Below are 20,488 nucleotides of genomic sequence, written 5' to 3'. Positions count from 1 at the left end.
AGGTAGAGACTATTATGACAAAAGAAGTTCGTGTGCGTTATGCGCCAAGTCCAACTGGCCATTTACATATCGGAAATGCTCGTACAGCTTTATTTAACTATTTATATGCGAAGCATTTCGATGGGAAGTTTATCATTCGGATTGAGGATACCGATGAAAAGCGTAACGTAGAAGGAGGAGAAGAAAGCCAACTTAAATTCCTTAAGTGGTTAGGCGTGGAATGGGATGAAGGTGCGGATGTCGGTGGAAATTACGGACCTTACCGCCAAATGGAACGCCTTGATATTTATAATCAGTATGTTAATGAATTGCTAGAAAGAGGACTAGCATATAAATGCTACATGACAGAAGAAGAACTGGAGCAAGAACGTGAAGAGCAAATCGCCAATAGCCAAGCACCTAAATATGGCGGCAAGCATCGTAACCTAACACCAGAACAAATAGCTGCATATGAAGCAGAAGGTAGAAAACCAAGTATTCGTTTCCGAGTTCCTGATAATGTAACCTATACATTTGAGGACATGGTACGTGGTACAATTAAGTTTGAATCTAGTGATTTCGGTGACTGGGTTATCGTGAAGAAAAATGGTGTTCCAACGTATAACTTTGCAGTTGCGATTGATGACCATCTAATGAATATTACACATGTTCTGCGTGGTGAAGAGCATATCTCAAATACACCAAAACAATTGATGATCTATGAGGCATTTGGTTGGGAAGCACCAACATTTGGTCATATGACATTAATTTTAAATGAGGACCGTAAGAAGTTAAGTAAACGTGATTCACATATTATTCAGTTCATTGAACAGTATAAAAATCTTGGTTACTTACCAGAAGCTTTGTTTAACTTTATTACACTATTAGGATGGTCTCCTGTTGGGGAAGAAGAGATTTTCGCAAAAGAAAAGCTTATTGAAATCTTTAATCCAGAAAGACTATCCACTTCTCCAGCTATCTTTGATGTACAAAAATTAAAGTGGATGAACAACGAATATATTAAAGCATCAGATTTAGATAAGGTAATTGAACTAGCCATGCCTCATTTGATTGAAGCGGGAAGACTTTCAGCTGATATGGATGAGGAAACAAAAGAATGGGCGGAAAAAGTGATTGGATTATACCGGGAACAATTGCGGTACGGTCAAGAAATCGTAGAACTTACAGAGATGTTCTTCAATAAAGAAATAGCTTACGATGAAGAAGCGAAGAATGTATTAGCAGAAGAACAAGTACCAGAAGTATTACAAGTGTTTACGGATAAGCTAATCCATTTAGAAGAATTCAATAAAGATACAATTAAAGATCAAATTAAAGCAACGCAAAAAGAAACCGGACACCGTGGTAAAAAACTATTCATGCCAATCCGTGTTGCGACAACAGGACAAACCCATGGCCCAGAGCTACCGCTCGCAATTGAATTATTAGGTAAAGAATTAATCGTTGAACGCTTAGATAAATTGTTAAAAGATATAGGAGCTTAATGAACGGGGTTTGGATTATGTAGCTTAGGATGTCGGTACTTATTATTCTTATAGCTTCTGACCAGTTCTTATTAAAAGAGCTTGGTCCGCTTCCGAAGCTTTAGTCGTCGTAGCAAGAGGCGTGCACTAGCATACTTTAGAAAAGGAAGTATATTCGGGACCCGATGATCGTCATTCGCTTTTTCAAAATACTGGAGCGAAGTGATTCACATTTTTACTAATCTATAATATAGTATTAATACAATAAATAAAGAACGTTGATAAGGGAAAGTAATAGCTAGTAGATTACACAGAGAGAATCACCATGGCTGGGAGTGATTTTAATCGCTATCTATGAAGTGCTCCTTTGAGTCCGTTATGGAAGGAATTAGTACATAACGGCGGTACTCTACCGTTATAAGAGTATGAGTTGGGGGGGTATAAACAAACACCTCCAAACAGAGTGGAACCGCGCTAAAAGCGTCTCTGTGTTTTTACACAGGGACGCTTTTTATTTTGAAAAAACATGTATCCTTTTCAAGGGGGATTTTTTATGGGGTTATTTAGGCGAATGAAGGAAGATATGGATGTTGTATTCGAACAAGATCCAGCAGCTCGAACATATTTTGAAGTATTTTTAACTTATTCTGGTTTACATGCTGTTTGGTCCCATCGTATTGCACATGCGTTCTATAAACGAAAGCTATACTTTATTGCACGTACTATATCACAGATTAGTCGCTTTTTTACCGGGATAGAAATACATCCAGGGGCTAAAATTGGGCGCAGGCTTTTCATTGATCACGGAATGGGTGTTGTAATTGGAGAAACCTGTGAAATTGGCGACAATGTAACCATCTTTCAAGGTGTAACGTTAGGTGGTACAGGGAAAGAAAAAGGGAAGAGGCATCCAACGATTAAAGATAATGCATTAATTGCATCTGGGGCTAAGGTATTAGGGTCAATTACGATTGGAGAGAATGCCAAAATAGGCGCAGGGTCTGTTGTGCTCAAGGATGTTCCTGATAATTCAACGGTAGTAGGGATTCCGGGTAAAGTAGTCATTCAAGACGGGAAGAAGCTTAGGCGCTTAGACCATCATAAATTACCTGATCCGGTTGAGGAACAATGTTCAAGTCTTCAAAAGGAAATTGAATTATTAAAAGTGGAAATTGCTAAACTAAAGGAAGGGAAATAGGATATGTCGATTTCAATCTATAATACACTAACGCGTGAAAAACAAGAGTTTAAGCCAATAGAGGAAGGCAAGGTCCGTATGTATGTATGTGGACCTACTGTATACAACTACATTCATATTGGAAACGCAAGACCAGCAATTGTATTTGATACCGTAAGAAGATATTTGGAATATAAGGGCTATCATGTTGACTATGTTCTCAATTTTACCGATGTGGACGATAAAATTATTAAAAGGGCAAATGAACTAGGGGAAGATGTGTTTGCGGTTTCTAATAAGTATATTGATGCTTATTTAGAAGATGTAAGTAAATTAGGAGTTAAAAAGGCAACTCATAATCCACGAGTTACCAATACGATGCAAGAGATAATTGATTTTATTAAAGACTTAGTAGATAAAGGCTTTGCTTATGAAGCGGAGGGGGATGTTTATTTTAAACCGAGGGCTTTTGAAGGCTATGGCAAGCTTTCTCATCAGTCAATCGATGAATTACGATCTGGAGCTAGAATCCAAATCGGGGAGAAAAAAGATGACCCTCTTGACTTTGCGTTGTGGAAAAGTGCTAAGGAGGGGGAAATTTCTTGGGATTCTCCATGGGGCAAGGGCCGTCCTGGCTGGCATATTGAATGCTCCGCGATGGCGAAGAAATATCTTGGCGAGACGATTGATATTCATGCTGGAGGACAGGATCTAACATTCCCACACCACGAAAACGAAATTGCCCAATCAGAGGCAAATAACGGGAAAACATTTGCAAACTATTGGATGCATAATGGATATATTAATATTAATAACGAGAAAATGTCTAAATCACTAGGTAATTTTGTGTTAACAAGAGACTTATTGGAACAGCATGATGCTAATGTGATTCGTTTCTTTATGTTAAGTGTTCACTATAGAAATCCTATCAATTTCTCAAGTGAACTATTAGAATCAGCCAAAAATAGTTTGGAACGCGTTATCACCTCGTATCATAATTTGGAGCACCGGAAACCATCAAGTACTAATCTTGATACAAACCAGCAAGAATGGGTAGATAAAATCGCTGTTTTAACATCGCGGTTTGAAGCAGAGATGGATGATGACTTTAACACAGCAAATGCAATTTCTGTTCTATTTGATTTAACAAAAGAAGCAAATGTTTATTTAAATCAAGACCATACATCACCACATGTAATCGACCTATTTCAAGAGAGAATAAAAGCGTTCTTAGAAATTTTAGGAGTAACCGTTGAAAGTGAGACAGCTTTATTGGATGAGGAAATTGAAGCGCTGATTGAGGAGAGAAATGAAGCAAGAAAAACGCGTAATTTCGCTCGAGCAGATGAAATTCGTGATTTATTAAAAGAAAAAAATATTATTTTAGAAGATACACCACAAGGGGTTCGTTGGAAAAGGGGCTAGTGAATGGGAACTGACATTAAACAGATGAAAAGCTTAGCCCTTGCCTATATGGGCGATGCAATCTATGAAGTATTTGTTCGCGAGCATTTATTAGCAAAAGGAACCGTGAAGCCTAATCAACTACATCAGAAGGCTATTACCTTTGTATCGGCCAAAGCGCAAAGCTTTGTTTTACGGGATTGGTTAGAGCAAGGGATTTTAACGAGTGAGGAGGAGCGGATTGTTGCAAGAGGGAGAAATGCAAAATCCGGCTCCGTTCCTAAAAACACCGATGTTGTCACCTATCGTTATTCTACGGCGTTTGAGGCGTTAATTGGGTTTCATTACTTATCTAAAAATGAGACAAGGTTACAGGATTTAATAAATTTAGCGATTGAACAAATAGAAAGGAGGAATGGCTAAATGGATCAAGAAATGATTATTGGTAAAAACCCAGTAATAGAAGCACTAAATTCAGGAAGATCCGTGAATAAAGTGCTTATTTCAGATCAATTAAATGCTAATACACAAGGAAAGATTATTCAGCTCGGCAAACAAGCGGGGACTATTGTACAAAAGGTTCCCAAATCGAAGCTAGATCACATAACAGATGGAAACCACCAGGGGGTTGTCGCTTATGTAGCTTCCTATCAGTATGCATCACTGGATGAATTGTTTAGAAAGGCCAAGGAAAGAAACGAAGAGCCGTTTTTTATTATTTTAGATGAATTAGAAGACCCTCATAATTTAGGATCCATATTGCGAACAGCAGATGCTACTGGAGCACACGGTGTCATCATTCCGAAGCGACGGTCTGTTGGTCTAACCGCAACAGTAGCGAAGACAGCAGCAGGTGCTCTAGAGCATATCCCTGTAGTCCGTGTGACCAATATTGCGAACACAATTGAAGAATTGAAGCGAGAAAATGTGTGGGTTGTTGGTACAGAAGCGGAAGCAACGGAGGATTATCGAAAATTGGACGGGACGCTTCCGATTGCATTAGTGATAGGGAACGAAGGAAAAGGGATGAGTCGACTAGTACGTGAAAAGTGTGATTGGACAGTAAGTCTCCCGATGAAGGGAAACGTTTCTTCTCTTAATGCTTCTGTCGCGTGTAGCTTATTGTTATATGAGGTGTACCGTAAAAGGTATCCTGTCGGTGAGTAGTTCATGGTTGTATTAATAGTAGACGGCTATAACATTATCGGTGATTGGGATGAGCTAAAGCAGTTAAAACAGAAAGACCTAAGCCAAGCTCGAGATCGGTTAATTGAGTTAATGGCAGAATACCAAGCTTATTCTGGATCCCGTGTGATTATTGTATTTGATGCCTACTATGTTCGTGGAATTGAGAGTAAGCTTAAGCAATACAAGGTAGAAATCATTTATACAAAAGAGAAGGAAACAGCTGACGAATGTATCGAGCGGTTAGTTAAAAAAGTAAAAAATGTAAGAACACAAATCTATGTTGCAACATCTGATTATGAGGAACAGCGAATGATTTTCGGACAAGGTGCACTTAGGAAATCAGCTAGAGAATTAAAGGTAGAGCTCGAGAATATGAATCGGGAAATCTCGCATAGTGTGTCAGAGCATATGAAGGCAAGACCAAAGTCGAAGATCCCATTAAATGATGACATATTAGAGAAGTTTGAAAAATGGAGAAGAGGGAAAATGTAACTGTGCATTTCCCTCTTTTTCGTTATAAGAGAGTAGTAAGTAAACGAAGCGGTTCTAGCTATTGGGATAGGATTGTTTAATCGAGGGGTTAGCTATATTTTTCATTTGTCGCATAACTAATCGGAGCAAACATTAAAGCGGTAAAACGTTTGAAAATTATAGCTATTGAGTTATTAAATCGCTTACTGTATAATATTTTTAATGATTGACAATTTGTCAAGGGGGCTTTCCGGATGAACATCAAGCAATTAATCAAAGACAACGACAAATTAGTTACGCTTGATGATGATGAAATTTTAGAGTTAATTCATCAAGGAGACAATCAGGCATTAGATTATTTAATACATAAATATAAGAACTTTGTCCGGGCAAAAGCTAGAACGTATTTTCTAATTGGAGCGGATAAAGAAGATATTATCCAAGAAGGGATGATTGGCCTTTATAAAGCAATTCGCGATTATAATGAGGATAAATTAACGTCATTTAAAGCGTTTGCTGAATTGTGTATTACTAGGCAAATAATTACCGCGATCAAAACAGCCACTCGACAAAAGCATATTCCACTTAATTCATATGTGTCATTGGACAAGCCTATATATGATGAAGAGTCGGACAGGACATTACTTGATGTAATAGCAGGATCAACGGCGATAGACCCACAGGAGTTACTCGTTAACCAAGAGAAGTTTGGTGATATGGAAGTAAAGCTTTCCGAATTACTTAGTGAATTTGAGAGAGGGGTTCTTCAATTGTACTTGGAAGGACGGACCTATCAGGAAATATCAGCCGATCTTAACCGACATGTTAAATCAATTGATAATGCACTACAACGAGTTAAGCGTAAACTGGAGCAGCTGATGGAAGCAAACGAAGTGGGTCAATAGGGCGACGTTGACACAGTCTGTCAACCATGCTACATTTAAGTGAGGAAATATCCCGAAATACGGGGTGAAATCATGACGAAAAAAATTACTTTAGCGTGTGCAATTTGTTCTAGCAGAAACTATACTACTAGTAAGAATGTATCCACACAAGCTTCACGCATGGAAGTGCGCAAATATTGTAAAACATGTGGGCAACATACATTGCATCGCGAAACAAAATAAATTTATAAATTCATTTTTACGCATCTTCAAGGCCTAAGTTTGGGGAGGGTACAAGCATGTTTAAGTTTCTAGGTAACGTATCTAAAGAAATGAAAAAGGTTAGTTGGCCAAAAGGTAAGGAATTAACAAGCTATACGATCGTTGTTATCACTACGGTTATCTTTATGGCACTATTCTTTGGTGTTGTTGATTTAGGTATTTCACAAGTATTGAACTTATTTTTTGAATAATTTTCCTACAAATATGCTATAATGAAAAATAGATTAAGGAAGTTTCTAAAAAAACCCGAAATTTGCGGGTTTTTTTAATATGTTGTTTTTTGATATAAATTCACCTATAAAGGGAGGGAAGGGCAACGTAATTGTCCTAAATAAATGGAGAAAAATTGGTATGTTGTTCATACGTACTCAGGATATGAAAACAAAGTAAAGGCTAACTTAGAAAAGCGTGTCGAAACGATGGGAATGGAAGATAAAATCTTTCGTGTCATTGTTCCAGAAGAGGAAGAAACGGAAATAAAAAATGGCAAAAAGAAAGTCTTGAAAAAGAAGGTATTTCCAGGTTATGTATTAGCTGAAATGATAATGACGGATGATTCTTGGTATGTGGTACGTAACACGCCAGGTGTGACAGGCTTTATCGGATCAAGTGGTGGAGGTACGAAGCCAACCCCACTCATGCCAGGAGAAGCAGAAGCAATTCTAAAAAGAATGGGCATGGCAGAGCCGGTTGTTCAAGTTGACTTTGAGCTGAAAGAAAACGTTCGCGTAACAGATGGACCGTTCTCGAACTTCACTGGTTCTATTGAACACATCGACATGGACAAGCAAAAAATAAAAGTACATGTTAACATGTTCGGAAGAGAAACCCCGGTTGAGCTAGATTTCTCGCAAATTGAGAAAATATAAGTTTTATATAGAAACGTAATAGAAATCGCAAAAAAATAGTAATAAATACTTGCGGTATATGGTGTGTATCAGGAATTTTTCCTGTCTATAGATCGTGGTCATGGTCGTGATTCGAACCAAAGGAATATGCTAAACTTTTCAGAAGGCACTTGCATTTTTTCGGAATACATGCTAAAATTCTTTTGTTATTCATGCCCTAGGAGGGAATGAAAACCTGAGTGGGAGGGGAAAATCCCCAATTACCACATCACGGACTTTAAGGAGGTGTGTCTCGTGGCTAAAAAAGTAATCAAATTAGTTAAATTGCAAATTCCAGCTGGTAAAGCGAATCCAGCTCCACCGGTGGGACCTGCACTAGGTCAAGCTGGTGTAAATATCATGGGATTCTGTAAGGAATTCAACGCACGTACGCAAGATCAAGCTGGTTTAATTATTCCGGTTGAAATCACTGTATTTGAAGACCGTTCATTTACATTTATTACGAAAACTCCACCTGCTGCAGTATTACTTAAAAAAGCAGCTGGATTAGAGTCAGGATCTGGTGAACCTAACAAAACAAAGGTCGCTACTTTAAAACGTGATAAAGTAAGAGAAATTGCAGAAACTAAAATGCCTGATTTAAACGCAGCTGATGTTGAAGCGGCTATGCGTATGGTTGAAGGAACTGCACGTAGCATGGGTATTGTAATCGAAGACTAATACTCTATAAATGTTACTACTAGAGGTTGCGGTAATGGTCTTCCGTTTCGCGCAACCCTTTTTCATGAAATCAATCTATAACTAATAGATTGTATCGTAAGCTTTATAGAAGCAAGCGCTGCTTCTATAAGTGGGAGGTACTACCGCTATTACCACATTAGAGGAGGAAATAAATAATGGCTAAAAGAGGTAAAAGATATCAAGAAGCTGCAAAGCTAATTGATCGTTCTAAATCTTATGATATAAACGAAGCTGTTGCTTTATTAAAAGAAACAGCGAAAGCTAAATTTGATGAAACTGTAGAAGTTGCTTTCCGTCTAGGGGTTGACCCTAAGAAAGCTGACCAACAAATCCGTGGTGCTATGGTGTTACCAAACGGTACTGGTAAAACACAACGTGTACTAGTATTCGCTAAAGGTGACAAAGTGAAAGAAGCAGAAGCGGCTGGAGCAGATTATGTTGGAGATCAAGATCTAATCAACAAAATCAACCAAGGTTGGTTTGAGTTTGATGTGATTGTTGCGACTCCAGACATGATGGCTGAAGTTGGTAAATTAGGTAGAGTTCTAGGACCTAAAGGCTTAATGCCAAATCCTAAAACTGGTACTGTTACATTCGAAGTAGAAAAAGCAATCAAAGAAATTAAAGCTGGTAAGGTTGAATATCGTGTAGATAAGCAATCTAATATCCACGTTCCTATCGGAAAAATTTCTTTCGACAACCAAAAGCTTGTTGAAAACTTCGAAGCTCTTGTTGAAACAATTGTAAAAGTAAAACCTCAAGCTGCTAAAGGGGTTTACATGAAGAATGTTGCAATTACTTCAACAATGGGACCTGGAATCAGAGTAGACGTTTCTAACTACCGTTAATTGGTAATTGACTTTTAATCCTCGATTCGGTATACTGTAATTTGTGATGAATTGAATACGTTGTACCGTAGACAGTAGGTGCTGAAAAGCTTAATATCCTGCCGAGGTGTTTGAAACAAGTTAAACTTTGTTTATTCGAGCCTCCATGTCTATATGGGGGCTCTTTTAATAGTGAAACCTATAACGGTATGATGGACGAAACTAACGGGAGGTGGAACAATGTCAAAAGTAATGGAAAAGAAACAACAAATCGTACAAGAAATCGCTGATAAATTCCGTGAAAGCCAATCAACAGTTTTAGTTGATTATCGTGGTCTTGACGTTGCAGAGGTTACTGAACTTCGTAAGCAACTTCGTGATGCTGGTGTTGAGTTCAAAGTGTACAAAAACACAATGTCTCGTCGTGCAGCTGAAGCAGCTGAATTAGCTGAATTAAATGAAGTTTTAGTTGGACCAACTGCTATTGCTTTTAGTAAAGATGATGTAGTTGCTCCAGCGAAGATCCTTAGCAATTTTGCTAAAGAGCACGAAGCTTTAGAAATTAAAGCAGGTGTCTTAGATGGCAAAATCGTAACGCTTGATCAAATCAAGGAGCTTGCAGATCTACCGAACTACGAAGGTATGGTATCTATGCTACTCAGCGTACTACAAGCACCTATGCGCAACTTTGCTTATGTTACAAAAGCTGTTGCAGAACAAAAAGAAGAACAAGGCGCGTAAGTTGATTGTGAATCAACCAATTGTCTTAGGATATTAAAAAAACATTAAAAATCAGGAGGAAATAAAAATGACTAAAGAGCAAATTATCGATGCTATTAAAGAAATGTCTGTACTAGATCTTAACGATCTTGTAAAAGCTATTGAAGAAGAATTTGGAGTAACTGCTGCTGCACCTGTTGCTGTAGCTGGTGGAGCTGCTGCTGGTGGAGCTGCTGAAGAAAAAACTGAATTTGACGTAGTACTTGCTGATGCTGGTGCTTCTAAAATTAAAGTTGTTAAAGCGGTTCGTGAAATCACTGGTCTTGGCTTAAAAGACGCTAAAGATTTAGTAGATAACGCTCCTAAAGCTGTTAAAGAAGGCGTTTCTAAAGATGAAGCTGAAGAAGTTAAAGCTAAACTTGAAGAAGCAGGCGCTTCTGTAGAAGTTAAATAATTATAATTCAATGAACATGAGCTCGTCGTAACTATTCGACGGGCTCTACATTTACACAGAATCTTCCTTATATTACATAAAAGTAAAGTAGGTGCCCAAATGTCTGAGCATTACTTTTCACAAAAACCCCAATCAAAAAGTTCACCCAAACATTGGAATTACAGACTGAGAGGAAAAGAATATAAATTTACAAGTGATGTCGGTGTGTTTTCTAAGAATGAAGTAGATTTTGGATCGAGGTTATTAATAGAAACATTTACTCCGCCTGAAATTCCCGGGGATATACTGGATTTAGGGTGTGGTTATGGGCCGATAGGGATTTCTATTGCAAATGAATTGCTAGAGCGTAAGGTTGTTATGGCCGATGTTAATGAACGCGCGTTAACATTAGCTGCATCCAATGCGGAGCAAAATGGAGTATCGAATGTAGAATTTGTTCTCAGTGATAGATTTTTGGGATTAGACAATCGAAAGTTTGCTGCTATATTAACTAATCCACCTATTCGAGCCGGGAAATCGGTTGTGCATGGGATGTTTGAAGGTAGTAGAGAAAGTTTGCTTGAAGGTGGCGAACTTTGGGTTGTGATTCAGAAAAAGCAAGGTGCTCCTTCTGCTATACAAAAATTAGAATCTTTATTCGGAAATTGTGAAACGATAGCAAAGAGTAAAGGTTATTTTATTTTGCGGTCAATAAATGATTGACTTCGATAGAAGGACTATGATAATATAATAAAATGCTAATATGGGATTATTTTGTCAAGAGAATTTTTTTGAAAGAGGAAAGTGTATAATTCATCAAGTTTAGGAAACAATGATAGAATCGAATTATGAGCGTTCTATCTATTTTTCGCTTTTGTGGAATTGTTTCAGATGAATGTACAACTTATTATGCTTTTCTATTTTAAAATCATACCCCATATTTTTAGGGATGGCAAGTAATAGTTTTACCTTATAAGTAGAATCAACGTCCGCTGTTGATTCACTTTGGTTTGTTACTTGTACATAAATCCTATTAGTAGTTTTTTTCGTTTTTAAGCAATTGTTTCTCCAACTAAGAAAGCATTAACAAGAAACAATTGTTTACTAACAATATAGTTGTTATTTACATGTGAGCTCTGCTCGCAAATAAAATATGCATGATTTGAGAGGTGAAGCAGTTGACAGGTCAACTAGTTCAGTATGGACGGCACCGCCAACGTAGAAGTTATGCGCGCATCAGTGAAGTATTAGAATTGCCGAATCTAATCGAAATCCAAACCGCTTCATATCAATGGTTTATGGAAGAAGGTTTGAGAGAAATGTTCCAGGACATTTCTCCGATTGAGGATTTTACAGGTAACCTATCACTTGAGTTTGTTGATTATAGCTTAGGTGAGCCGAAATACCCTGTAGATGAATCAAAAGAAAGAGATGTTACTTATAATGCTCCACTTCGTGTAAAGGTTCGATTGATTAATAACGAAACCGGCGAAGTGAAAGAGCAAGAAGTCTTTATGGGAGACTTCCCTCTCATGACAGATACTGGTACGTTCATTATCAATGGAGCTGAACGTGTAATTGTTTCGCAGCTTGTACGTTCACCTAGTGTCTATTTTAATGAAAAAATGGATAAAAACGGTAAGCGTGGTGTTGCGGCAACTGTTATTCCAAACCGCGGTGCATGGTTAGAATTTGAAACAGATGCTAAAGACGTCGCTTATGTACGTATTGATCGTACACGTAAATTGCCAATTACCGTACTATTACGTGCGCTTGGTTTTGGTTCTGATCAAGAGATTATCGATTTAATCGGTGAAAACGAGTATCTGATCAATACGCTAGAAAAGGATAATACCGAAACGACTGAAAAAGCGCTATTAGAAATTTACGAGCGCCTGCGTCCGGGTGAACCACCTACTGTAGAAAATGCGAAAAGCTTATTAATTTCACGTTTCTTTGATCCTAAACGTTATGACCTTGCGCATGTTGGACGTTACAAGATCAACAAGAAACTTCATCTGAAAAATCGTTTATTCAATCAAGTATTGGCTGAGCCTATTGTTGATATGGATACTGGTGAAGTTCTTGCAGAAGCAGGAGATAAGGTCGAACGTAGATTGTTAGATAAAATCATTCCATATATCGAGAAAAAAGATGTTGTTCTTGGTGAACAAATTCTAGAGCCACATGATGGTGTATTAGAGGATCCGATTCGAATTCAATCTATTAAGATTGTTGATCCAACAGACCCAAGTGGTGAAAGAGTGCTTAATCTAATTGGTAATGCAAATATCGATACGAGTGTGAAACATATTACACCGGCTGATATATTAGCATCGATTAGCTATTTCTTTAACTTACTACACCAAGTTGGTGACACAGATGATATTGACCATTTAGGTAACCGTAGACTTCGTTCTGTTGGTGAATTACTACAAAACCAGTTCCGTATTGGTTTATCCCGTATGGAGCGTGTGGTTCGTGAACGTATGTCTATTCAAGATACATCTAGTGTAACACCACAACAATTAATCAACATCCGTCCGGTTATTGCGTCTATTAAAGAGTTCTTCGGAAGCTCACAGTTATCACAGTTTATGGATCAGACTAACCCGTTAGCTGAATTAACACATAAACGTCGTCTGTCAGCTCTAGGACCTGGTGGTTTAACTCGTGAACGTGCTGGTTTTGAAGTGCGTGACGTTCACTATTCCCACTATGGTCGTATGTGTCCGATTGAAACTCCAGAGGGGCCGAACATTGGGTTAATTAACTCATTATCTTCCTATGCGAAAGTGAATAAATTTGGATTTATTGAAACGCCATATCGTCGGGTTGATCCGGATACTGGTAGAGTTACAAGCCAAATTGATTATTTAACAGCAGATGAAGAGGATAATTATGTAGTTGCCCAAGCAAATGCTAGATTAAATGAAGATGGAACATTCGCTGATGAAGAAGTAGTAGCACGTTTCCGTGGTGAAAATACAGTTGTTGCTCGTGAAAAGATAGATTACATGGACGTTTCACCGAAGCAGGTAGTATCGGCTGCGACAGCATGTATTCCATTCTTAGAAAACGATGACTCCAACCGTGCACTAATGGGAGCGAACATGCAACGTCAGGCGGTTCCATTATTAAATCCAGAAGCTCCAATTGTAGGTACTGGAATGGAGTATGTATCTGGTAAAGACTCTGGAGCAGCAATCATCTGTAAGAATGATGGTATTGTAGAACGAGTAGAAGCAAAAGAAATTTTAGTACGTCGTGTATCTGTGGTGGATGGTAAAGAAGTAAAAGGTGATTTAGATCGCTATAAGCTTCAGAAGTTTATTCGTTCTAACCAAGGTACTTGTATAAATCAACGCCCGAATGTAACAGAGGGTGATCGTGTTACAAAAGGTGAGGTACTTGCGGATGGACCTTCCATGGAAAAAGGTGAGCTTGCACTTGGACGTAACGTATTAGTAGCGTTCATGACATGGGAAGGTTACAACTACGAGGATGCAATCATCATGAGTGAGCGTCTTGTAAAAGATGATGTATATACTTCGATCCATATTGAAGAGTATGAATCTGAAGCGCGTGACACGAAGCTTGGACCAGAAGAAATCACTCGCGATATCCCGAATGTAGGGGAAGAAGCACTGAAGAATCTTAACGAACAAGGGATTATTCGTATCGGTGCAGAGGTTTCAGACGGTGATATTCTAGTAGGTAAAGTAACACCAAAAGGGGTTACTGAACTTTCAGCGGAAGAGCGTTTATTACACGCAATCTTCGGTGAAAAGGCTCGTGAAGTACGCGATACATCTTTACGTGTACCACATGGTGCTGGCGGTATTGTATTAGACGTCAAAGTCTTCAATCGTGAAGATGGTGATGAACTACCACCAGGCGTTAATGAATTAGTACGTGTTTACATTGTACAAAAACGTAAAATCCATGAAGGGGATAAAATGGCAGGACGTCACGGTAACAAAGGGGTTATTTCCCGTATTTTACCGGAGGAAGATATGCCATTCTTACCTGATGGTACACCGGTCGATATCATGCTTAACCCATTAGGGGTACCATCGCGTATGAACATCGGACAGGTGTTTGAATTACATCTAGGTATGGCTGCTAGACAGCTAGGTATCCATGTTGCTACACCGGTATTTGATGGGGCGACAGAGCAAGACGTTTGGGATACATTAGAAGAAGCTGGTATGCCACGTGATGCGAAAACGATTCTTTATGATGGAAGAACTGGAGTACCATTTGATAATCGTGTATCTGTTGGTGTCATGTATATGATTAAACTAGCGCACATGGTTGATGATAAATTACACGCTCGTTCAACTGGTCCATACTCGCTTGTTACACAGCAGCCGCTTGGTGGTAAAGCACAGTTTGGTGGACAACGTTTCGGTGAGATGGAGGTATGGGCACTAGAAGCATATGGTGCTGCATACACGTTACAAGAAATTCTAACCGTGAAATCGGATGACGTTGTTGGACGTGTGAAAACGTATGAAGCAATCGTTAAAGGCGATAACGTACCTGAACCAGGAGTTCCAGAATCATTTAAAGTATTAATTAAAGAGCTACAGAGTCTTGGTTTAGACGTAAAAATCTTAGCTGGAGACGAATCTGAAATAGAAATGCGTGACTTAGAAGAAGAAGAAACACAGGCAGCTAGTAAGCTTAATTTAGAAGTTGAAGAAAATTAATGTTGGTGGGGAATTGACTTTATTGTCTTTCCCCCATAGCTCATTCGTAAGTAAATCCATTGGAAAACGGACATTAAAAAGGGAGGTATACCCTTGTTAGATGTAAATAATTTTGAATTTATGAAGATAGGTTTAGCTTCACCAGAAAAGATTCGTTCTTGGTCGTATGGTGAGGTTAAAAAGCCAGAGACAATTAACTACCGTACACTAAAGCCAGAAAAAGATGGTTTATTCTGTGAACGTATCTTTGGACCACAAAAGGACTGGGAATGTCATTGTGGAAAATATAAAAGAGTGCGCTACAAAGGTGTTGTATGTGATCGGTGTGGTGTTGAAGTAACCAAATCAAAAGTACGCCGTGAACGCATGGGGCATATTGAATTAGCAGCTCCTGTTTCACACATTTGGTATTTCAAAGGAATCCCTAGTCGTATGGGTCTTGTATTAGATATGTCACCACGTGCATTAGAAGAAGTAATTTATTTTGCTGCATATATTGTGACAGATCCAGGTAATACACCTTTAGAAAAGAAACAACTTCTTTCAGAAAAAGAATTTCGTGCATATTACGAAAAATACGGTAGTGCCTTTAAAGCACAAATGGGTGCTGAAGCAATCCGTAAACTTCTTCAAGATATTGACCTTGATAAAGAAGTAGATGCGCTAAAAGAGGAACTAAAAACAGCTCAAGGTCAACGTAGAACGAGAGCAATTAAACGTTTAGAAGTGCTAGAGGCATTTCGTAATTCTGGTAATGAGACTTCTTGGATGATTTTAGATGTTCTTCCGGTTATCCCACCAGAAATTAGACCAATGGTACAGTTAGATGGTGGTCGTTTTGCTACATCTGACTTAAACGATTTATATCGTCGTGTAATTAACCGTAACAATCGTTTAAAACGTCTATTAGATTTAGGTGCGCCTAGCATTATCGTTCAAAACGAAAAGCGTATGTTACAAGAGGCAGTAGATGCTTTAATTGATAACGGTCGTCGTGGTCGTCCGGTTACAGGACCAGGAAACCGTCCATTGAAATCTCTATCCCATATGCTTAAAGGTAAGCAAGGTCGTTTCCGTCAAAACTTACTAGGTAAACGTGTAGACTACTCTGGACGTTCTGTTATCGTAGTAGGTCCAAACTTAAAAATGTACCAATGTGGATTACCAAAAGAAATGGCTTTAGAGTTATTCAAGCCGTTCATTATGAAGGAACTTGTTGAGCGTGGAATTGCGCATAACATCAAATCTGCAAAACGTAAAATTGAGCGCGTTCACCCAGATGTTTGGGGCGTTTTAGAAGATGTGATTAAGGAGCATCCGGTATTACTTAACCGTGCCCCTACACTTCACAGACTAGGTATTCAAGCATTCGAACCTACATTAGTAGAAGGTCGTGCTATCCGCCTACACCCATTAGTATGTACAGCATATAACGCTGACTTTGATGGGGACCAAATGGCTGTTCACGTACCGCTATCTGCAGAAGCACAAGCAGAAGCACGTCTTCTAATGCTAGCAGCGCAGAATATTCTTAACCCGAAAGACGGTAAACCAGTTGTAACACCATCACAGGATATGGTATTAGGTAACTATTATCTAACGTTAGAACGTGAAGGTGCAGTTGGAGAAGGTACTGTATTTACGGGTGTAGATGAAGCTAGAATCGCATATCAAAATGGTTATGTTCATTTGCATACTCGTGTTGCTGTTCAAGCATCTAGCTTAAACAACAAAACATTCACAGAAGAACAAAATAACCAACTATTACTTACAACAGTAGGTAAATTAATTTTCAACGAAATATTACCAGATTCGTTCCCTTACATTAATGAACCAACTAAGACAAATCTTGAGGAACGTACTCCGGAAATGTACTTTGTTGATAAAGGAACAAATATTAAAGAAGAGATTCAAAAACGCGAAATCATCAAGCCGTTTAAGAAAGGCTTCTTAGGTGATATTATTGCGGAAGTGTTCAAGCGATTTAAGATTACAGAAACATCTAAAATGCTTGACCGTATGAAGGATCTTGGATTTAGTATGTCTACCACTGCAGGTATGACAGTTGGTATTTCTGATATCGTCGTATTACCTGAAAAAGAAGAAATCTTAATTGAAGCGCAGAAGAAAGTAGATAACGTCATGAAGCAATTCCGTCGTGGTTTAATCACAGAAGAAGAGCGTTATGATCGTGTTATCGCTGTTTGGACGCAAGCAAAAGATACGATTCAAAATAAACTAATGCAGTCTCTAGATAATCGTAACCCGATCTTCATGATGAGTGACTCTGGTGCCCGTGGTAACGCATCTAACTTTACACAGTTAGCAGGTATGCGTGGACTAATGGCTAACCCAGCAGGACGAATCATCGAGTTACCGATCAAATCTAGTTTCCGTGAAGGTTTAACGGTATTAGAGTACTTTATTTCTACGCACGGTGCGCGTAAAGGTCTAGCCGATACAGCACTGAAGACAGCGGACTCTGGTTACCTAACACGTCGTCTTGTTGATGTGGCACAGGACGTTATCGTTCGTGAAACAGATTGTGGAACCGACCGTGGATTACCAGTAACAGCATTAATGGATGGAAATGAAGTAATCGAGCCATTATTTGACCGTTTAGTAGGACGTACTGCGTTCGAAGAAGTGGTTCATCCTGAAACAAAAGAAGTCATTGTGAAATACGATACAGTGATTTCTGAAGATCAGGCGAAACAAATCGTTGAAGCAGGAATTGAACAAGTAACAATCCGTACCGTGTTTACATGTAATACAAAACACGGCGTATGTAAGAAATGTTATGGTCGCAACTTAGCGACTGGTTCAGAAGTAGAAGTTGGCGAAGCAGTTGGTATTATTGCAGCACAATCTATTGGTGAGCCAGGAACACAGTTAACGATGCGTACTTTCCATACAGGTGGGGTAGCAGGAGACGATATCACTCAAGGTCTACCTCGTATCCAAGAGTTGTTTGAAGCGCGTAATCCGAAAGGGCAAGCGATCATCAGTGAAGTTCACGGTACTGTACTAGAAATTCACGAAGTGAAAGACAAACAAGAAATTGTGATACAAGGTGATGTGGAACAACGTTCTTATGCTGTACCATACAATGCGCGCTTAAAAGTATCTGTTGGAGACCAAGTGATTGCTGGTCAAGAACTAACAGAAGGTTCAGTGGATCCTAAAGAACTGATTCGTGTTCAAGGAGTAGCTGGCGTTCAAGACTACTTACTACGTGAAGTGCAGCGTGTATACCGTATGCAAGGTGTAGAAATTGGCGACAAGCACGTTGAGGTAATGGTACGTCAAATGCTACGTAAAGTTCGTGTACTTGATGCTGGAGATACTGATGTATTACCTGGATCGTTACTTGAGTTACATCAATTCAAAGAAGCGAACCGCAAAGTATTACTTGAAGGTAACCAGCCTGCTGTAGGTAGACCGGTATTACTAGGTATTACAAAAGCTTCCCTAGAAACGGATTCATTCTTATCAGCTGCATCATTCCAAGAAACAACTAGAGTACTTACTGACGCAGCAATTAAGGGTAAACGTGATGAATTACTAGGACTTAAAGAAAACGTCATTATCGGTAAGCTAGTACCGGCTGGAACAGGTATGCAACGCTATCGCAAAATTCAACTACCAGCAGTAGAACAAGAAGAAACAGAAGAAGAATTAGAACAACCAGTTCAATAACTTAATTGACTATGTAACTGTAAAAGTGCTAGTTATCAGTCAAATTAATTAGTCGCACTAAACGGTCCGAATTCATGGAATCTACTATGGGAATTCTCACAAGATAAAGCCACGTAGAAAGAAAGTGTATTCGGACCACAGGTGTGACTTCACATCTTATTTGATCTAATAAAGAAAAAAATATCAAGGAAGCAACAAAAAATATTAGAATTCTAGTTGACATTAAAAAACGAGAATGATACTATATTCAAGGTGCTTCCGATTTATACTTGTAACTTTGGAGGATATACCATGTCTTATGAAAAAGTACTGCAAGTAAAGTCACAAACGATTATTGGTGTGAAGCAAACACTTAAAGCTATGAAAAATGGCCAAGTGAAACAAGTGTATATAGCCGAAGATGCTGATCGGTTCGTTACACAAAAAGTAGAAGAATTAGCAAAAACACTAGACATTCCATGTCAACGTGTTGATTCCAAGAAAAAGCTAGGAACCGCATGTGGAATAGATGTCGGCGCATCAGCGGTTGCAATTAAAAAGTAGAAAGTGGTTTTGGCAAGAGGCACTCTTGCGAAAGCTTTGTTTTTTACCTTAAGATGAACCGCCTGGATGTGTGGAATTACAAAACGGTATAAACTAGCTAATTACTAACCAAAGAAAAGAAGGGAGGACAACATAATGCCTACAATTAACCAACTTGTCCGCAAAGGTCGCGTAAGCAAACCTAAGAAATCTAACTCACCAGCACTTAACAAAGGGTACAACAGTTTCAAAAAGTCTCTAACTGATGAAAACTCTCCACAAAAACGTGGCGTATGTACTCGTGTTGGTACACTAACTCCTAAAAAACCGAACTCAGCTTTACGTAAATATGCTCGTGTTCGTTTATCAAACAACATGGAGGTAACTGCATACATTCCTGGTATTGGTCATAACCTACAGGAGCACAGTGTAGTTTTAATCCGTGGTGGACGTGTAAAAGACTTACCGGGGGTACGTTATCACATCGTTCGTGGAGCACTTGATACTGCTGGAGTAGACGGTCGTATGCAAGGTCGTTCTAAATACGGTACAAAACGCCCTAAAGAGAAAAAATAACTCTTTTTAACAACATGATACAGGAAAGGAGGGGGACATATGCCACGTAAAGGACCAGTACCTAAGCGCGATGTCTTGCCAGATCCAATTTATAATTCAAAACTAGTAACTCGTTTAATCAACCAAATCATGGAGGATGGAAAACGAGGCATTGCTCAAAAGATTCTTTATAACGCTTTTGAACTAGTTGAACAACGCAGCGGACAAAATCCGATGGAAGTGTTTGAGCAAGCTATGAAAAACGTTATGCCAGTACTTGAAGTACGTGCACGCCGTGTTGGTGGTTCTAACTACCAAGTACCGGTTGAAGTTCGTCCGGAACGCCGTCAAACTTTAGGTTTACGTTACATTGTTAACTACGCACGTTTACGCGGAGAAAAAACAATGGAAGAGCGTTTAGCGAATGAAATTCTAGATGCTTCAAATAATACAGGTGCATCTGTTAAAAAACGCGAAGATATGCACAAAATGGCAGAAGCAAACAAAGCGTTTGCTCACTATCGTTGGTAATATAAATAAAAATAAAGGTTTTAACAGG

The 20,488-nt window shown here is 38.8% G+C and carries 20 protein-coding genes and 2 other annotated features; all 20 genes read left to right on the top strand.

Going from position 1 to position 20,488, the window contains the following annotated elements:
* The first annotated feature begins 14 nt into the window (after positions 1 to 14).
* The 20 genes from gltX (at position 15) to rpsG (ending at position 20,460) form a co-directional block, all read left to right on the top strand.
* A complete protein-coding gene (gene gltX / locus MKY78_RS09230; protein WP_339217516.1) occupies positions 15 to 1,484 on the top strand; it encodes a glutamate--tRNA ligase in 1,470 nt (489 codons plus the stop codon).
* Between the two features lie 248 nt (positions 1,485 to 1,732).
* Positions 1,733 to 1,954 (top strand) — a binding site (T-box leader).
* A gap of 62 nt (positions 1,955 to 2,016) precedes the next feature.
* The gene (cysE, locus tag MKY78_RS09225; protein WP_339217515.1) at positions 2,017 to 2,661 is read left to right on the top strand and encodes a serine O-acetyltransferase; all 645 of its coding nucleotides are present in this window, start codon (positions 2,017 to 2,019) and stop codon (positions 2,659 to 2,661) included.
* A gap of 3 nt (positions 2,662 to 2,664) precedes the next feature.
* Positions 2,665 to 4,065, top strand: coding sequence for a cysteine--tRNA ligase (gene cysS / locus MKY78_RS09220; RefSeq protein WP_339217513.1), 1,401 nt, complete (start codon positions 2,665 to 2,667; stop codon positions 4,063 to 4,065).
* A 3-nt stretch (positions 4,066 to 4,068) separates the two neighbouring features.
* Positions 4,069 to 4,467, top strand: a complete 399-nt coding sequence (locus tag MKY78_RS09215) for a Mini-ribonuclease 3 (protein ID WP_186871239.1) — start codon at positions 4,069 to 4,071, stop codon at positions 4,465 to 4,467.
* Positions 4,468 to 5,211 (top strand): 23S rRNA (guanosine(2251)-2'-O)-methyltransferase RlmB, encoded by a 744-nt coding sequence (rlmB, locus tag MKY78_RS09210; protein WP_186871240.1) that lies wholly within the window; start codon positions 4,468 to 4,470, stop codon positions 5,209 to 5,211.
* Between the two features lie 3 nt (positions 5,212 to 5,214).
* Positions 5,215 to 5,724 (top strand): NYN domain-containing protein, encoded by a 510-nt coding sequence (locus MKY78_RS09205; RefSeq protein ID WP_186871241.1) that lies wholly within the window; start codon positions 5,215 to 5,217, stop codon positions 5,722 to 5,724.
* A 233-nt stretch (positions 5,725 to 5,957) separates the two neighbouring features.
* Positions 5,958 to 6,608, top strand: coding sequence for an RNA polymerase sporulation sigma factor SigH (gene sigH, locus MKY78_RS09200; protein WP_186871242.1), 651 nt, complete (start codon positions 5,958 to 5,960; stop codon positions 6,606 to 6,608).
* A gap of 72 nt (positions 6,609 to 6,680) precedes the next feature.
* On the top strand, positions 6,681 to 6,830 hold the full coding sequence (gene rpmG / locus MKY78_RS09195) for a 50S ribosomal protein L33 (RefSeq protein WP_186871243.1): 150 nt from the start codon (positions 6,681 to 6,683) through the stop codon (positions 6,828 to 6,830).
* A 56-nt stretch (positions 6,831 to 6,886) separates the two neighbouring features.
* On the top strand, positions 6,887 to 7,060 hold the full coding sequence (secE, locus tag MKY78_RS09190; RefSeq protein ID WP_186871244.1) for a preprotein translocase subunit SecE: 174 nt from the start codon (positions 6,887 to 6,889) through the stop codon (positions 7,058 to 7,060).
* 144 nt (positions 7,061 to 7,204) lie between these two features.
* Positions 7,205 to 7,738 (top strand): transcription termination/antitermination protein NusG, encoded by a 534-nt coding sequence (gene nusG, locus MKY78_RS09185; RefSeq protein ID WP_186871245.1) that lies wholly within the window; start codon positions 7,205 to 7,207, stop codon positions 7,736 to 7,738.
* Positions 7,739 to 8,011: 273 nt separating this feature from the next.
* Complete coding sequence (gene rplK, locus MKY78_RS09180) at positions 8,012 to 8,437, top strand: 50S ribosomal protein L11 (RefSeq protein WP_010095790.1); 426 nt, start codon at positions 8,012 to 8,014, stop codon at positions 8,435 to 8,437.
* A 176-nt stretch (positions 8,438 to 8,613) separates the two neighbouring features.
* Positions 8,614 to 9,306, top strand: a complete 693-nt coding sequence (rplA, locus tag MKY78_RS09175) for a 50S ribosomal protein L1 (protein WP_186871246.1) — start codon at positions 8,614 to 8,616, stop codon at positions 9,304 to 9,306.
* A gap of 47 nt (positions 9,307 to 9,353) precedes the next feature.
* Positions 9,354 to 9,482 (top strand) — a sequence feature (ribosomal protein L10 leader region).
* 43 nt (positions 9,483 to 9,525) lie between these two features.
* Positions 9,526 to 10,026: a 50S ribosomal protein L10 gene (gene rplJ / locus MKY78_RS09170; RefSeq protein WP_186871247.1), complete on the top strand. Its 501-nt coding sequence runs from the start codon at positions 9,526 to 9,528 to the stop codon at positions 10,024 to 10,026.
* Between the two features lie 67 nt (positions 10,027 to 10,093).
* Complete coding sequence (rplL, locus tag MKY78_RS09165; protein ID WP_186871248.1) at positions 10,094 to 10,459, top strand: 50S ribosomal protein L7/L12; 366 nt, start codon at positions 10,094 to 10,096, stop codon at positions 10,457 to 10,459.
* Between the two features lie 99 nt (positions 10,460 to 10,558).
* A complete protein-coding gene (locus MKY78_RS09160; RefSeq protein ID WP_339217510.1) occupies positions 10,559 to 11,161 on the top strand; it encodes a class I SAM-dependent methyltransferase in 603 nt (200 codons plus the stop codon).
* A 455-nt stretch (positions 11,162 to 11,616) separates the two neighbouring features.
* Positions 11,617 to 15,153: a DNA-directed RNA polymerase subunit beta gene (gene rpoB, locus MKY78_RS09155; RefSeq protein WP_186871250.1), complete on the top strand. Its 3,537-nt coding sequence runs from the start codon at positions 11,617 to 11,619 to the stop codon at positions 15,151 to 15,153.
* A 93-nt stretch (positions 15,154 to 15,246) separates the two neighbouring features.
* On the top strand, positions 15,247 to 18,852 hold the full coding sequence (gene rpoC, locus MKY78_RS09150) for a DNA-directed RNA polymerase subunit beta' (RefSeq protein WP_339217509.1): 3,606 nt from the start codon (positions 15,247 to 15,249) through the stop codon (positions 18,850 to 18,852).
* Between the two features lie 291 nt (positions 18,853 to 19,143).
* Positions 19,144 to 19,395 carry a 50S ribosomal protein L7ae-like protein gene (locus tag MKY78_RS09145; protein WP_186871252.1) on the top strand — a complete coding sequence of 84 codons (252 nt, stop codon included), beginning with the start codon at positions 19,144 to 19,146 and terminating at the stop codon, positions 19,393 to 19,395.
* Positions 19,396 to 19,530: 135 nt separating this feature from the next.
* The gene (gene rpsL / locus MKY78_RS09140) at positions 19,531 to 19,950 is read left to right on the top strand and encodes a 30S ribosomal protein S12 (protein WP_186871253.1); all 420 of its coding nucleotides are present in this window, start codon (positions 19,531 to 19,533) and stop codon (positions 19,948 to 19,950) included.
* Between the two features lie 39 nt (positions 19,951 to 19,989).
* Complete coding sequence (gene rpsG / locus MKY78_RS09135) at positions 19,990 to 20,460, top strand: 30S ribosomal protein S7 (RefSeq protein ID WP_186871254.1); 471 nt, start codon at positions 19,990 to 19,992, stop codon at positions 20,458 to 20,460.
* Positions 20,461 to 20,488 lie beyond the last annotated feature (28 nt).

This window comes from Ornithinibacillus sp. FSL M8-0202 (assembly GCF_037975285.1).
Classification (GTDB): Bacteria; Bacillota; Bacilli; order Bacillales; family Amphibacillaceae; genus Ornithinibacillus; species Ornithinibacillus massiliensis.
This window is presented reverse-complemented; position numbering and strand designations above follow the sequence as displayed.

Excerpts from the sequence above, each read along its gene's own strand:
- gltX (WP_339217516.1), top strand. The coding sequence starts at position 15 with ATGACAAAAGAAGTTCGTGTGCGTTATGCGCCAAGTCCAACTGGCCAT.
- cysE (WP_339217515.1), top strand. The coding sequence starts at position 2,017 with ATGGGGTTATTTAGGCGAATGAAGGAAGATATGGATGTTGTATTCGAA.
- cysS (WP_339217513.1), top strand. The coding sequence starts at position 2,665 with ATGTCGATTTCAATCTATAATACACTAACGCGTGAAAAACAAGAGTTT.
- MKY78_RS09215 (WP_186871239.1), top strand. The coding sequence starts at position 4,069 with ATGGGAACTGACATTAAACAGATGAAAAGCTTAGCCCTTGCCTATATG.
- rlmB (WP_186871240.1), top strand. The coding sequence starts at position 4,468 with ATGGATCAAGAAATGATTATTGGTAAAAACCCAGTAATAGAAGCACTA.
- MKY78_RS09205 (WP_186871241.1), top strand. The coding sequence starts at position 5,215 with ATGGTTGTATTAATAGTAGACGGCTATAACATTATCGGTGATTGGGAT.
- sigH (WP_186871242.1), top strand. The coding sequence starts at position 5,958 with ATGAACATCAAGCAATTAATCAAAGACAACGACAAATTAGTTACGCTT.
- rpmG (WP_186871243.1), top strand. The coding sequence starts at position 6,681 with ATGACGAAAAAAATTACTTTAGCGTGTGCAATTTGTTCTAGCAGAAAC.
- secE (WP_186871244.1), top strand. The coding sequence starts at position 6,887 with ATGTTTAAGTTTCTAGGTAACGTATCTAAAGAAATGAAAAAGGTTAGT.
- nusG (WP_186871245.1), top strand. The coding sequence starts at position 7,205 with ATGGAGAAAAATTGGTATGTTGTTCATACGTACTCAGGATATGAAAAC.
- rplA (WP_186871246.1), top strand. The coding sequence starts at position 8,614 with ATGGCTAAAAGAGGTAAAAGATATCAAGAAGCTGCAAAGCTAATTGAT.
- rplJ (WP_186871247.1), top strand. The coding sequence starts at position 9,526 with ATGTCAAAAGTAATGGAAAAGAAACAACAAATCGTACAAGAAATCGCT.
- rplL (WP_186871248.1), top strand. The coding sequence starts at position 10,094 with ATGACTAAAGAGCAAATTATCGATGCTATTAAAGAAATGTCTGTACTA.
- MKY78_RS09160 (WP_339217510.1), top strand. The coding sequence starts at position 10,559 with ATGTCTGAGCATTACTTTTCACAAAAACCCCAATCAAAAAGTTCACCC.
- MKY78_RS09145 (WP_186871252.1), top strand. The coding sequence starts at position 19,144 with ATGTCTTATGAAAAAGTACTGCAAGTAAAGTCACAAACGATTATTGGT.
- rpsL (WP_186871253.1), top strand. The coding sequence starts at position 19,531 with ATGCCTACAATTAACCAACTTGTCCGCAAAGGTCGCGTAAGCAAACCT.
- rpsG (WP_186871254.1), top strand. The coding sequence starts at position 19,990 with ATGCCACGTAAAGGACCAGTACCTAAGCGCGATGTCTTGCCAGATCCA.